The sequence below is a fragment of the Methyloterricola oryzae genome (assembly GCF_000934725.1).
Lineage (GTDB): Bacteria > Pseudomonadota > Gammaproteobacteria > Methylococcales > Methylococcaceae > Methyloterricola > Methyloterricola oryzae.
In genome coordinates, this window is the sequence record NZ_JYNS01000015.1 from 91,104 (window position 1) to 104,693 (window position 13,590).

Sequence of the window (13,590 nt, forward strand, 5' to 3'; positions counted from 1 at the left end):
ACGCTGGGAATTCCGGGATGAGTTGCTCCAGCGCTGATGCAAACCAACCACTGAAAGGAAAACGCCATGAACAAGACCTTACGCAATCGTATCGCAGCCGCCGCCTTTGCCTTTTTTGCCCTGAGCGCCAACGCCTTCGGCGGAACCCTGGCAATTTCTCCGGCAAGCAAGGATGTCGGCGTCAACGACAGCTTTCAACTCGCCGTCTTGGGAACCGGATTTGTCGAAGACCTGATCGGCGGGGGATTCAACCTGAGTTTCGACCCGGCGATTCTGCGGCTGGATGGCGTCAGCATCGCCTCCATCTGGGAGTTCGCGCCTTCCGGCGGACTCACGGACAATGCCTCCGGAACCCTCACCGATGCGAGCTTCAATACCTTCGCCGCGCCGAAAACCGGCAACTTTGATGTGGCCGTACTGAGCTTTACGGCCCTGGGCTCCGGCTTGTCCGAGATTACCCTGGCGGGCTCCCCGTCTTTCCCCTTCGCGGACATCAACGCCAACGCCGTGACCCCCGTCTTCACCGGCGCGACCGTGAACGTAACCGCCGTTCCAGTGCCGCCGGGATTGGCTTTGTTCGTTTCAGGCCTGATCCCGCTCCTGTTCCGCCGCAATCTGGCGTAGGCCGTTTAAGAAGGAACTTCCAGGGCGCAGGGACGCGCCACGTCACTTCCCAATCCATTTTCCAGCCAGACCAAGCCCGTAGGGTGTGCTGGGCGCCGCGAAGCGCACCGGTACTTCAATCCACTCACGGCCATAGTGCCGGGAGAAACATTGTTTCGGCTAATTTCTGCTCCACCGTTGTCATCGGGGATTTCTAGGCATGCTGCACCAGCGATGACACCTTTGCGCAGTGGAGACCCTTCATCGCCCGCCCCCGGTTGCGGCCCTGTGGCGAAACACGAAACGAAATTCAGCGGCCTTGGGCTTTGCATTCCCAACCCCCGCCTTCCTTGAACTCCAGCACCGCGTCGTAGAGGTGCGTGGGCGCTTCGCCCTTGGGATTGTCGATGTAGCCGATGCCGTGCTCGCGCAGCAGTTCCAGCAAGGTTTCCAGTTGTTCGCCGCCCACCGCCGCTCCGATGCGGTCGAGGAAAACGAAGGCGGGCTTGGCCAGCAGCACATGGATGAAGGCGAGCAGTTGCTGCTCGCGCAGGGACAGCAGGGCTTCCCAGTCCTGCTCCTTGTCCAGCCCTCCGGCGCGCGCCAACGCAGGTCCCAGTTCGAGCCGGCGCAGCAATTCTGAGACCTGATCGTCGTTGACCTGCGCCCCGCCGCCGGCTCCTAGCACCTGGCGCAGGCTGCCCGGCGGCAAATAAGGCCGCTGGGCGAGAAACTGCACGCCGGCCTCCGGCAGCACGATGCGCCCGCTGCCGGCGCAGACCAGCCCGGCGGTGGCGCGGAACAGCAGCACCCGCGCCGTCTGGTTCGGCCCCGCCAGCAGCACGCGCTGACCCGGCGCGATGGTGACGGTCAGCCCCTGCAACAGTGTGCCGCTGCCTTCTTCCACGCCGTTCAGGCTCAGGTCCTGGTAGGCCAGTTCCGTGCCTTTGCACTCCAGTCGGAGGGGCGATCCATCCTGCGACTGCGCACGCTCCATGGCCTCCACCAGATAGCTCAGCCGCGCCACCACGGCGGCGAAGTTCGAGATGGACTGGAATTGGGTGATGATCAGCGAGAACGCGCCCACCAGCATCGAGAAGGCCATGGCCGACTGGGTCACCACGCCGAACTCCACTTCGCCGTCGATGAAGGCCGGCGCCACGAACAGGGCCGGGATGATCTGGATCATCCAGCTGTAGCCGGTGGAAAAGAAGCCCACGTTGCGGTTGATGGCGATGATGCGGCGCAGATTGCCCACCAGGTCCTCCAGGCGCTGCATCAGGCGCTCGACCAACCGCTCCTCGCGCCGCGCGACCCGCAGGGCCTCGGCGTTCTCGCGCACGTGGATGAGGCTGGAACGGAAGTTGGCTTCCTTGTCCAACTGGAAGTAGTTGAGGCCGACCAGGGGCCGGCCGAGCACGATGGTCATGAACGAGCCGCCTGCGGCATAGAGCACCGCGACTATGAACAGCAGCGGGCTGATGGACCAGAGCACGCCGGAGAAAGCCAGCACGGTGAAGCTGCTGTTGAGCAGCATCAGCACGAAGGACAGGGTGGTGGTGGTGAACACCCGCACGTCCTCGGCAATGCGCTGATCGGGGTTTTCCAGGTCGCCGCTGGCGTTCAGGCGGTAGTAGGTGCCGTCCTCCAGGTACTGGACGACGGCACGCCGGGTGATGAAGTGCCGCCAGAGCAGGCCCAGGCGTTCCTCCGCGAAGCGTGCGATCACCGAGACCAGGGTGGAGCCGGCGAACACGCCAATGTAGAACAGGGCCTGGCGGATAAATTCCGCCTTGTTGCGGTCAGCAATGGCGGTCATGAAATCACGGCCCACATAGCTGTTGAGCACGTTCATGCCGTTGATGGCAAATAGCAGGCCGAACAGCCCCCCGAACAGCAGCTTGGCCTTCCAGCCATCCTCCGACGCGGCGAAGTTGCGTACGGCGCGCACGAAGCGCGCGCCGGTGACCTTATGGGGTATCTTCTCTTTGTCCACTACCTGCGTCCCGAAGCTGCAATTCCATGGCCTGACGGGCGGGCCCCGGCGGCCCGCGCCGGCTCAGGGCTTGTCGGCCTTGGGCTTGCCGCCGCGCCGGCCGTTCCTGGGTGCCGGGCTCTTGCGCGACTTGGCGGGTTCGGCCGGTTCCACCGCCGCTTTTTTGGGCGCCGGCTTCTTTTGGGTTTCGCGCTTGGGCACGGCCTTCTTCACCGCGCCGGCCTTGGCTGGCTGGCTTTCCGCCTCGGCCGCCGTGGCCTCGGGCTGCTCCGGCGCAGCGGCGGCCGGCGCTTCCTTGGTTTCCGCTTCTTGGGCCGGTTTTGGCTTAGCCGGCGCGGCTTTCCGTGCGGCGACCTCCGCGCCCAGATGCACCGTCAGGCGGTTCAGTCCTTCACGCAGGGCATCGCGGAAGGCATCCAGCGGCACTTCCGCCGCGCCGACGCGATAGGGGTTCTCGCCTCGCATGAAGGGCAGTTCCGCGCCGTTCACTTCCACCGCGACCGGCCCGCAGCCCGAGCCCTTGATGCGGTAGGTCACTTCGCAAGCGCGCCCCTCCAGGCTCAGCTCCGCCCGCAGGCCATCCAGCTCGGCCGGCATCACCGGATCGAACAGCATCCGCCCGTGCTCGCGGCGTAGCCCCAGGAAACAGCGCAGGATCAGACTCATGCTGATGCCCGCGCCGCTGGAATAGACCCGCCAGCCCCCTTCCAGCGGCACTTCCCCGCGCAGGGCTTTCGTATAGTCCGCGTAGGCCTCGTAGCGGTCGGCGAAGGCGGCGTCCGAGCTCGAATAGTAGCAATTGGCCTGACGCGGACTGGCCGCCGGCACCAATTCGCGCAGGGCGATGGGATTGGCCTTGCACAAGGCCGCGTAAAAGCCCTGCGCATCGCCGTAACACCAAAGCGACTCGACGTAGCGCAGATGGGCGTGGGTGTACATCAGGCCGATCTCGCGGCCGAAGAAGCTGCTGCTCTCGGCCCGCTGGAAATAGGTCTGCGGCCCGCCGTGGTAGGCCATGGGCCGGTCGAACAGGCGCGCGCCATCCTGGCCGGTGAGATGCTGGCCGATCAGGTCGAAATGCTGCGCCGCCTGCTCCGGGGTGAACAGGCCGTTAATCACCGCATGGATCATGGCCAGCAGGCTGTAGGAAAGGCCGGTGGCCTGGTCCCGCGGGTGCAGCAGGTAATCGATGGCGCCGTCCTGCTTGAAGTAGGCGAAGCCGGTCAGCACGCCATCCACGATCAGCAGGCGCTGGAAGTCCGCCTTGACCTGCGCCGCCAGCGCCGCGTAATGCTCGGCCGGCTCATGCAGCGCCAGGCGGCGGGAGGCTTCCGCCAGGGCGGTCAGGGTCTGGTAGTGCAGGGTGACGGTCCAGGCGCTGCAAAGGCGCTCGCGCATGGCGGGATCGGCCGGCTGCAGGGAATCGTTCCAGTCGCCGTGCCCGTAGGCGGCGAGCTGCGTGTCCGGAATGCGCCGCCGCGCCATCAGCGCCAGCGCCCGCTCCACGTGCTGGCGGATGCTGGCGCGCTCGGCCTGGGCCTCGCCCTCGCCGTCGAAGAACGGCAGTTCCTCGTCCAGCAACGAGCCATCGCCGGAAGCGATCAGGTACTGGGCAAGTGCCAGCACCGGCCAGAAGACGATGTCGCCATGGGAATCGCTGGGGCGGATGTTGCGCTCGCGGTCGAAGAACATGAACCACTGGGGCCAGTCGCCGTCGGGGTTCTGCTGCTTGAAGACGCGCAGCAGGAGATCGCGCACCGGCTCGGGTCGGCCCAGGGCCAGCAGCATTTCCACCGGCCCCTGGCAGACGTCGCGGGTGCCCCAGCCGCCGCCGGAATACTGCTCCAGCCCCCTGGGGCTGAGATAGTGCACCAGGGCATTCTGCGCCAGCCAGGGCAGGATCTCGCCCAGCCGCGCCGCGCCGCGGGCGCCGTCCGAGCCTTCCTGCGGGGCGACGCGCAGGCCGGCGCTCACCTGCCGCCAGTAGTCATCCGGCGTCTGCGCCGCCAGCGGCGTGCCGCTCACCAGGTGGCCGGTGATGGTCAAGCCGATATTCCGCGCCGCCGCCGTCAGCAGGCACAGGTAGGGCTGGTCGCGCGTCGCGCCGTCGGTGAACAACATGTCGTCGGTGCCGACGCGCTCGATGGGCGTCGCGAAGCTCGGGGTCAGGCGGAAACCGCCCTGGGGAAAGCGCCAGCCCACGTCGCAGTCCGCCACGGGCCCCACGAAGATGCCCTGCCCTTCGCGGCGGCATTGCACCGGCCTGGCGGCGGCGCCGTCGTCGCCGTTGATGGCCACGTGCAGGGAAACCAGGAAGCGGCAGGGTCGTCCCAGCAGCACGTCGACGCTCAGGCCCAGTTCGTGGCGATCGGTGCCGGCGCGGCTTTCCACCCGAATCAGGCCGCCGGCATGCTGGTAGTGCCAGCGGCAGGCCTCCGGGCTCATCTCGAAGGCCGAGGGCACGTCCAGCAAGCGCCAGGCCCCGTCCAGGTCGGCGAATACGCGCAGGCCGTGGGAACGGAACAGGCCCAGGTAGCTGTGGGTGGTGGACAGGAAGCGGTTGATGCTCACATGGCCCTGGGTCACCATGGAATGGAACACACCCGCCATCCAGGCCGTGGAAGTGAGACCTGCCTCATCCGGCGTCAGGCTGTTGCCGCTGCGCAGGATCTGGCCATGGGGACGCAGGACCTGCCCCTCCTTGGCTTTCAGGACCACATGGCTGCGCTCGCCGCAGAAGAACGAAAGCAACTGCCCGTCCTCCGTTTCCTCCTCGCGCCGGCCGGCGCCGAACAGGGCGCTGACATCGGCTTCGGACAATTCCAATGCGTCCAGCAAGGGCGCGCAGGCAAAGAGGCTTGGCGCGGGAGCCTGCCCCTCGGATAGCGGCGCGTCATGCCCCGCCTGGGCTTCGGGCAAGGCCAGGATCGCTTCCACACAGGCCAGATCCGCCGTCGACGTGGCCTCCGGGTGGTGCGGCAGGTAAAAGCCGAAGAAGCCGCGCGCGGCCTTCTGCCCGGACTGAAGGCACAGGGCCTCATCCTGGATCGCCGCCATGGCATGCTCATGCTGACGCCGGACGCCGGGCAGGCCCTGCATCACGCCTTCGGGCTGGGCGCCAGCGCGGGCGGCGAGCCCGTAAAGCTGCAGGGCATCGGTGGCGAAGCTCACGCCCTTGCCCAGGGAGCCGATCAGGCACCAAGGGTTACTCCCGCCCATGGACTGGTTCTGACGGCAGGCCAGCAGCGTGCCGCGTTCGGGGTGATTCAGCGGCGCATTGTCCAGATACTGGCTGACATAGTATTCGTTGAGGCGCACCGCGCCATAATGGGCCAGAGCCAGATCCTGGGCGTAGATGAGGTCCAGTTCCGCCGCCGCTTCACCGTGATTTTCCAGTTCCACATGCCAGAACCAGGCGGCCTGGTCTCCGGCCAGGGTCAGCATCACGCGAAAGCCGATGTCGCCCCAGGCTCCAGTCAGCGCCAGGCTCAGGCCGTCGTAGTGAACGCGCGCCGGGCTGCGCGGGCCGAGCAGCGGCACGGCCTCAACTGTCTCGCCCAGCCGCCGCAGATAGAGGTTGGCGGGACCGCCTTCGGCCTCGTTGCCGAGGAACAGGTTGAGGATGATATCGCCATGGTCCATGCGCCTGATGGATCCGTTGGCGTTGATCTCGACGCTTAGCCCGGAGGCGCTGGCAAGGCGAAGGGGAGCGAATCCGGTGGAAGGGGTTGCGGTGCTCACGGTGCTGACTCCTGTTCTTATAGTGGGCGAGCCGCCGGCGCCTTGCTGCGGCAGCGGCGCGGCTAGTGTCGCACAGGCGCGAATTCCCTGGATAGCCCGATGGCTCCGCATCATCCCCGATGTACAGGGGATGAGACCGGGCTTATGGTTGACGCGGCGGCGGGCGGCGACTTGCCCAGCCGTGCGGTCTCTGCCTCAGCACCCAACTTTCATCGAGGTAAACGCCATGTCAATCTCCAACACCTTTGTCCCCTGGAACATCGCCGCTTTCGGTTTGCTCTTCGCATCCATCGGCACCGCACAAGAAGTGACGCTGCAGCAGGCCCAAGCTGAGTGCCAGTCCATCGCCCAGCAACAGGCGGGAACTGCCCCCACACCCCAGCCCCAGGCGGGTGGTAGAATGCGCGGCGCTGCGGCCGGTGCCATGGCGGGCGCCGTCAAAGGACGTTCCAAGGCCAACCAGTATGGGAACGTTTCCGACGAGGTCGCCGAGGAGTACACTCGCAACCAAATGCAGGATGCCGCCAAGGCGGGTGCGGCTGTTGGCGCCGCCCGCCAGCGTCAACAGCGCCGCGCCGGCCAAAAACAGCAGACCACGTCAGGCGACGCCTATAGCCAGGCTTTTGCCTCCTGCATGGCGGCCAAGGGCTATCCCGGGCAGTAATTCCGTCTGACACTATTGAGCCAGGGAAGGCTACCGCCTTCACTTTTCACCCAACGGAGACCCTAATAAATGCCCAGAGCTTACACCCGCACCCTCCTGGCCTGCGCCCTCGGCATTGCCGCTTGCGCAGCCCAGGCGCAAGGCGAACTTATGATCTACCCTAAGCAGGGCCAAAGCCCGGACCAGCAGTCGCGCGACCGTTACGAGTGCCACACCTGGGCGGTGCAGCAATCCGGTTACGACCCGTCCAATCCCCAGGCGGCCAGCACCGGCAAATCCGGCACTGGCAAGGAAATGCTGCGCGGCGGGGCTCGGGGCGCGGCGGCGGGGGCCGCCATCGGCGCCATCGCGGGCGATGCCGGCAAGGGCGCCGCCATCGGGGCCACGGCCGGGGGATTGGGCCGCGGGTTCAAAGAGCGCGACCGCAAGCGCCAGGAGCAGGAGGCAGGCACCGCCTCGCCGGCCCAGCAGTCTTATCAACGCGCCATGGCCGCCTGTCTGGATGGCCGTGGCTATTCAGTTAAATAGGAAACCCAAGGAAAACCGATGACGCAAACCCATGCAGGAATACATGGAAAAGCCCTGACAGCCCTGGCAGTCGCCGTTCTGCTGGCAGGCTGTTCCACCGTTCAGGAAACCAGCAACGAGGCCAAGGCCGTGGCGGTGGAACCGGCACCGGATGCCGGCTTCATCCAGGACCCCAAGCGCCAGACCAAGCGCGCCGATCTGCCGTTCCAGAAGGTGTGGATCAAGCCCGGTTTCGACAAGTCCACCTACAAGGAACTGATCGTCGCGCCGGTAAACACCCAGTACATGCTGGAAATGGACTGGATGCACGAACTGAGTTCGGCAAACTGGGCCAGCGACGTCAAGAGCGATATCGCCGAACTGGCCCGTTATTTCCACCATCAGGTAGTAACCGAATTCAAGGACGATCCCCATCACCGGTTCCGGGTGATCCAGGACCCCTCGCAACACAAGCAGCCCGCCCTGCGCCTGGAACTGGCCCTGATCGAGATCGATCCTTCCCAGCCAGTATTGCACGCCTTGGGCTGGCTGCAGCCGGGCGGCGGCACCGCGGCGGGACTCATCAACCAGCGGCGCGCCGCCTTCGAGGCCCGCCTGCGCGACGTCAGCACCGGCGAGGTGGTGGCCACCTTCGCCGACCGCGACTCCCAGGACGTGGGCCCGCTGGACCTGACCCGGCTCACCTGGTACGGCCCTGCCAAGGGCATCATGGACCGCTGGGCGAAGCAGTTCGTGCAGGTGGCCAACCGTAAGCCAGGCGAAGCCGTCACCGACCCGACGCCGTTTACCCTGCGGCCGTTCTAAATCCGTTCCTTACCGGTGGGCCGTCCGAGAGCGGCGGCCCGCCCTGCAAACCCTGGGCGTGGAGATGAAGCGATGAAAGCTGCCTCTGCAATACCTGGAAATTCCCGCCGTCCGCCTGCTTACGGCGCCCTGCTACTGGCGCTGGCCCTGCTGCCCGCGGGCTGCGACCGCAAGAGCGAAGAAACCCCCAAAGCTAGCGCGCAACCCGCCGCACAGCCGGCGACGCCTGCGGCTCCACCCGCCGAGCCCGCTGCCGCACAGCCCCCTCCCGCAACCCAGGCGCCAGCGCCCACCCCAGCGCCGCCACCGGCGAAGCCGCTGACGGAACTGGAATCCCTGGTGGCTCCGATCGCCCTGTATCCGGACCCGCTCCTGGCGGAATTGCTGGTGGCGTCCACCTATCCCCTGGAGGTGGTGCAGGCGGCGCGCTGGCTGGACAGCAAGCCCGACCTGTCGACCCTGAACGGCAAGGATTGGGACGCCAGCGTGCAGCGCCTGGTAAGCGTGCCGCAGGTGCTGAAGATGATGAGCGATCACCTGGACTGGACTACGCAACTAGGCGATGCCTTCCTGGCCGAGCCGGCCGAACTGATGGACACCATTCAGGTCTTGCGCAAGCGGGCCAAGGACTCGGGTTTCCTCAAGGACACGCCCGAGCAGAAGGTGGCGGCGCAGCAAGTGGAGGCCCGCGCGCCCGACGCCGGGGCGACGGAATCCGACGCGGGCAGCGAGGTGAAAGTAACGCCCGCCGTGCTGAAGAAGGAAGTCATCACCATCGAACCGGCCAAGGCGGACACGGTCTACGTACCCCAGTACAACCCGCAGACGGCCTACCAGGCGCCATTGGCGCCGCCGCCCGCGACCACCGCGTCCTACGCCTACCCGGCCGCAGGAACCGCTGCGGCTCCCGCCTACTATCCGGCCTATTATCCGCCGCCGGCGACCACCACCACGACCACCTCCAGCACCGACACCTGGATGACCTTCGGCGCCGGCGCGGTGGTGGGCGGACTGCTCACCTGGGGCCTGATGGAATGGGCCGATGACGATGACTGGGACGACCACTACCATGGCGGCTACTACCCGGTGAACCACTACTACGGCGGCGCGGTCTGCAACAACGGCAATTGCTGGAACGGTGGAGGCGGTGGCAATTACGACCGGGGCAACATCAACCGCAACACCAACATCAACCGTGACGTGAACATCTCGGGGAACGAGATCAACATCGACCGTGGCGGCGTCTTCAGCCAAAACAACCTCAGGCCCGCCCAGCGGCCCGCAGGCTGGACGCCGGATGCCCGCCACCGGCGCGGCCAGAAGTATCCCGAAGCGGTGCAGCAGCGTCTGGGCCGCACGGAGCAGCCCGGCCTGGCAGGCCAACGCCTGGGCGCCGCGCAGACCCTGCCGGCCTCCACGCGGGGTTTCGGGGGGCGGTCCGGAAAAGTGGCCGAGGCGCCTAAACCTGTGACCTTTCCCTCGGACAGACGCTTGACCCAGGAAGAAGTCCGGCAGCAACTGGCGCAGCGTCCCTCCATCACCGAAAAGCGGATGGAACAGTCGCGCCGCTCCGCCGAGGAAAGGCGCAGCGCGGCTGGCCAGAACGGGCGTGAAGGCGCCCTTGCGGGGCTGCGCGAATCCGGCAAAACTGCTCAGGTAGACAGCCGCCGCGGCGCCGAGAGCCGCCAGCAGGCGCTCGCCACACGGCAAGCAGGCGGGGATGGGACTCGCCCGCAAAAGCTGCAGACCCAGCAACCACGACAGATGCAGACGGAAAACCGGCAGCAGCCACTGCAAACACGCCGCGCCGAGCAACGCCAGGATTTTGGCGGGCGCGAGCGGGCGCAGGCCATGGACAACCAGCGCCGCGCCGAGCGGGCCCGTCCCAACGCCTTCGAAGGCGGCGGTGACAAGGCCAAGGCCTTCAGCCAGCGTGGTGCCGCAAGCCGCCAAGCCTCCTTCGCGGGCGGCGGTCGTCAAGGGGGCGCGGCGGCCGGCGGCTTCAGCGGCGGAGGCAGGGGAGGTGGCGGCGGTGGAGGCCGGCTGGGCGGCGGAGGAAGACGGCGATGAGACCCGAACGCCCGATCCCCTGCCCGACCGGCAACGGCAGTTCACCGAACCGCTTACCGCACATCCTGACCGAGGATTTGACCATGCTGCGTACACTCAAAGCGATTTCCCTCTCCCTCCTGGCTATCTGCCCGCTGCTGGCCGGTGCAGAACCTGCTTCGCCGCCGCAGAGCTTTCAAACCGCCGACGAAGCCGCCAAGGCTCTGGTGGATGCCACCCGTGGCAACGACCCGGCAGCCTTGACCGCCCTGTTCGGCGCGGGACACGAAGATCTGCTGTCCTCCGGGGATGAGGTGGAGGACAAGCACAATCGCGCCAATTTCGTGAACATGGCCAACAAGAAGCTGACGGTGGAAACCGTGCGCGAGGACAAGGCCTTCATGCACGTGGGCGAGTCAGACTGGCCCTTCCCCATCCCCCTGGTGAAAACAGCCTCGGGCTGGCAATTCGACGCCAACCAGGGCAAGGAGGAAATCCTCGACCGCCGCATCGGACGCAACGAATTGGCCACCCTGGATGTGATCCGCGGCTACGTGGAAGCTCAGTTCGACTACGCCAACACCGACCGCGATGGCGACGGCGTCTCCGAATACGCGCAGAAGCTGCGCAGCGAGCCGGGCAAGCAGGATGGCCTGTTCTGGGAGCCCGAACCCGGTCAACCCGCCAGCCCCCTGGGTCCCCTGGTCGCCGAAGCCCGGGCCGGCGGCTATCAACTGGCCAAGGGCGGCGAAGCGCCGGTGCCCTATCACGGTTATCTGTTCCGCATCCTGACCCGTCAGGGGCCGGCGGCGCCCGGCGGCAAGTACGACTATGTCATCAACGGCAATATGATCGCCGGTTTCGGCCTGGTGGCCTTTCCCGCCCAATATGGCACTTCCGGCATCATGAGCTTCATCGTCAATCACCAGGGCCAGATTTTCCAGAAGGACCTGGGGCCCCAGACCGCCAAGCTGGCGGAAGCCATGAAGGAGTTCAATCCGGACCCGTCCTGGACGCCAGTGGAAGCCGCTCAGTAGCGGAGGACCTTCGTTGCGTGCGTGACCCGGAAGCACACCGGCGGGCGGTTAGAGGTTAAAATGGCGCGGCTATCAATCCGCGCCACCAAGCGCCTGCGTTCCCCTCATGCACCGCATCGAAGATTCACCGCTCGGTAAATCCACCCGTTATGTCGACCGCTACGACCCGACCCTGCTCTACCCGGTGGAGCGCGCGCCTTTGCGCGGGGAATTGGGCATCGGCGAGGCCCTGCCCTTTTCCGGCTGGGATATCTGGAACGCCTATGAACTGTCCTGGCTGAATGGCAAGGGCAAGCCGCGCGTCGCCCTGGCCAGTTTCCATGTGCCCGCCGATTCCGCCAACATCGTGGAGTCGAAATCCCTCAAGCTGTACCTGAACTCCTTCAACCAGACGCGTTTCCCGGGGGATGAAGGCGAGGTGTCGGCGATCCTGCAGCGCGATCTGAACAACGCCTTCGGCGGCGCCGTCGAGGTTGAACTGCGCGCGCCGTCGGCCTGCCGGACCGAGTCGTTCGAACGCTGGGATGAGGGCTGCCTGGACGAACTGGATGTGGAGGTGGACCGCTACGCCCCGGCACCGGATCTGTTATCTAGCGGCGGCGAGTGCGTGGAGGAAAGCCTGTGCTCGAACCTGCTCAAGTCCAATTGCCCCATCACGGGACAGCCGGACTGGGCCAGCTTGCGCATCGACTATCGCGGCCCCCGCATCGAGCGAGCGGGGTTGTTGCGCTACATCGTCTCGTTTCGCAGCCACGGGGGATTTCACGAGCACTGCGTGGAACGCATCTTCATGGACCTGATGGCACGCTGCCAGCCCCAACTCCTGACGGTGTACGCCCGTTACGCGCGCCGCGGCGGACTTGACATCAACCCCTTCCGCAGCAGTTTCGACGCACCGCGGCCTGCCAACCTGCGGCTGTTCCGGCAGTGAGCGCCGCGCGCCCGGAAACTGGGCGCGCGGAGCCTGCCAGTTTGATCAAATATCGCGAATTTCCAGGCCCTGCAGATCCCAGCTGGCCAGATCGCTGTCGGCGCCGCCGGTGTATTCCACGTTACAGGCGAAATTCTTGCGCACCCAACTGCCGGACTCATCCTGCTCGGACACCTGCGACCTCACCAGATAGCGTCCGCCGGACAATTCCCAGGTCTTGACATCGTTACTGGAAAATTCCACCGGATGCTCCGCGCCCAGGGATTGGCGCACGAATTCATTGCATTGGACCACCGCCACGGGAGTCAGGTCGCGTCCCGCCAGGTCGCTAGTATTCTCCTCGAACAAGTCGGATGCGACCACGCTTTCGACGAAGGGCGTGACCGCCTCGTTCTGCAGCACGTACAACCCGGCCACGAAGGCAAGCAGAAGCACGACGGACCAACGGCTGTTCTTGATTTTTTCAATAATGGACATGAAGCCTCCTCTGCCGGCGACGTTGTCCGGACAGTACGACTGAAATCATCTGGAATGATTCCATGACCAGGAAACCCTAAAAACCGGCCTTGTCATGGAGGAAGGAAACCGGAGCAAGGGCTTGCCCGGTGAAAGGCAGGGGGGCTTAGCCCCCTGCCCCGTCGGCCCGGCCAGGGCAGACTTGCTTCTACGGATTTGAGCTAGGCTCTCATCCCGTCACGTCGTATTAGACGTCCGGGCACAGATCCTTGCCGATCAGGTTGTTGAAGCTCGCGCTCACCTGCAGCCAGACACCCATGATAGCCAGGGCCAGCCAGCCGAAGAACACGAAGCCGTAGTGCAGAGGAGCTACGAACAGCTCTTCCATGAACCAGAAGGTGTGACCCCACTCGTTCAGACCCACGTTCGGCAGAATCATGAAAGGACCGACCACGGTGATCAGGTACGGCAGGGACAGGCCCTCGGCCCAGAACGGGCAGCGGGTCTTCGCGTACAGGAACGCGCCGAAACCGGTGATGATGTAGATCGGGTAGCTCAGGTAGAACTCGATGATGTGCGACGGGGTGAAGTCGGTGTCGCGCACGATCGTCTGATGCCAGGTGCCGTCCTGCTCGGTGAAGTAGGAAGCGCCCCAGTAGATGGCCCACGCATAGGCAAACAGCCAGATCAGGTGGGTCATGTTGCGACGCAGCTCTTCACGCGGGGTGATGGCAGCCAGGTTGCGGTCACGGGTCTTCCAGATGTAGCCCCACAGGATGGA

Annotated in this window: 11 protein-coding genes; 7 read left to right on the top strand and 4 right to left on the bottom strand. The window is 65.7% G+C overall.

Annotation, left to right across the window (positions count from 1 at the left end; genetic code table 11):
- Positions 1–66 precede the first annotated feature (66 nt).
- A complete protein-coding gene (locus EK23_RS17070) occupies positions 67–624 on the top strand; it encodes a cohesin domain-containing protein (protein ID WP_045226591.1) in 558 nt (185 codons plus the stop codon).
- A gap of 289 nt (positions 625–913) precedes the next feature.
- On the opposite strand, the gene EK23_RS17075 is transcribed toward EK23_RS17070, so the two are convergent.
- On the bottom strand, positions 914–2,599 hold the full coding sequence (locus tag EK23_RS17075; protein WP_045226592.1) for an ABC transporter ATP-binding protein/permease: 1,686 nt from the start codon (positions 2,597–2,599) through the stop codon (positions 914–916).
- Positions 2,600–2,662: 63 nt separating this feature from the next.
- Positions 2,663–6,340, bottom strand: coding sequence for a GH36-type glycosyl hydrolase domain-containing protein (locus tag EK23_RS17080; protein WP_235282170.1), 3,678 nt, complete (start codon positions 6,338–6,340; stop codon positions 2,663–2,665).
- Between the two features lie 226 nt (positions 6,341–6,566).
- Here EK23_RS17080 and EK23_RS17085 point away from each other — a divergent pair, with 226 nt between their 5' ends.
- From EK23_RS17085 to queF, 6 genes are all read left to right on the top strand, one after another.
- The gene (locus EK23_RS17085; protein ID WP_052808290.1) at positions 6,567–7,004 is read left to right on the top strand and encodes a hypothetical protein; all 438 of its coding nucleotides are present in this window, start codon (positions 6,567–6,569) and stop codon (positions 7,002–7,004) included.
- Positions 7,005–7,073: 69 nt separating this feature from the next.
- Complete coding sequence (locus EK23_RS23710) at positions 7,074–7,532, top strand: glycine zipper domain-containing protein (RefSeq protein WP_045226593.1); 459 nt, start codon at positions 7,074–7,076, stop codon at positions 7,530–7,532.
- A gap of 18 nt (positions 7,533–7,550) precedes the next feature.
- A complete protein-coding gene (locus EK23_RS17095) occupies positions 7,551–8,336 on the top strand; it encodes a DUF3313 family protein (protein ID WP_045226594.1) in 786 nt (261 codons plus the stop codon).
- A 72-nt stretch (positions 8,337–8,408) separates the two neighbouring features.
- On the top strand, positions 8,409–10,406 hold the full coding sequence (locus EK23_RS17100; protein WP_045226595.1) for a DUF3300 domain-containing protein: 1,998 nt from the start codon (positions 8,409–8,411) through the stop codon (positions 10,404–10,406).
- Positions 10,403–11,422 (top strand): DUF2950 domain-containing protein, encoded by a 1,020-nt coding sequence (locus tag EK23_RS17105; protein WP_052808291.1) that lies wholly within the window; start codon positions 10,403–10,405, stop codon positions 11,420–11,422. The genes EK23_RS17100 and EK23_RS17105 overlap by 4 nt, the downstream gene beginning before the upstream one ends.
- Before the next feature lie 106 nt (positions 11,423–11,528).
- Entirely contained in the window at positions 11,529–12,353 is an 825-nt protein-coding gene (queF, locus tag EK23_RS17110; protein ID WP_045226596.1) for an NADPH-dependent 7-cyano-7-deazaguanine reductase QueF, read from the top strand.
- A 45-nt stretch (positions 12,354–12,398) separates the two neighbouring features.
- Here the strand turns inward: queF and EK23_RS17115 are convergent, their stop codons facing one another.
- Together EK23_RS17115 and EK23_RS17120 are read right to left on the bottom strand one after the other, a co-directional pair.
- On the bottom strand, positions 12,399–12,830 hold the full coding sequence (locus EK23_RS17115) for a hypothetical protein (protein ID WP_045226597.1): 432 nt from the start codon (positions 12,828–12,830) through the stop codon (positions 12,399–12,401).
- A 226-nt stretch (positions 12,831–13,056) separates the two neighbouring features.
- The coding region (locus EK23_RS17120; RefSeq protein ID WP_045226598.1) for a methane monooxygenase/ammonia monooxygenase subunit C at positions 13,057–13,590 on the bottom strand (534 nt) is incomplete at its 5' end.

Excerpts from the sequence above, each read along its gene's own strand:
- EK23_RS17070 (WP_045226591.1), top strand. The coding sequence starts at position 67 with ATGAACAAGACCTTACGCAATCGTATCGCAGCCGCCGCCTTTGCCTTT.
- EK23_RS17085 (WP_052808290.1), top strand. The coding sequence starts at position 6,567 with ATGTCAATCTCCAACACCTTTGTCCCCTGGAACATCGCCGCTTTCGGT.
- EK23_RS23710 (WP_045226593.1), top strand. The coding sequence starts at position 7,074 with ATGCCCAGAGCTTACACCCGCACCCTCCTGGCCTGCGCCCTCGGCATT.
- EK23_RS17095 (WP_045226594.1), top strand. The coding sequence starts at position 7,551 with ATGACGCAAACCCATGCAGGAATACATGGAAAAGCCCTGACAGCCCTG.
- EK23_RS17100 (WP_045226595.1), top strand. The coding sequence starts at position 8,409 with ATGAAAGCTGCCTCTGCAATACCTGGAAATTCCCGCCGTCCGCCTGCT.
- EK23_RS17105 (WP_052808291.1), top strand. The coding sequence starts at position 10,403 with ATGAGACCCGAACGCCCGATCCCCTGCCCGACCGGCAACGGCAGTTCA.
- queF (WP_045226596.1), top strand. The coding sequence starts at position 11,529 with ATGCACCGCATCGAAGATTCACCGCTCGGTAAATCCACCCGTTATGTC.
- EK23_RS17115 (WP_045226597.1), bottom strand. The coding sequence starts at position 12,830 with ATGTCCATTATTGAAAAAATCAAGAACAGCCGTTGGTCCGTCGTGCTT.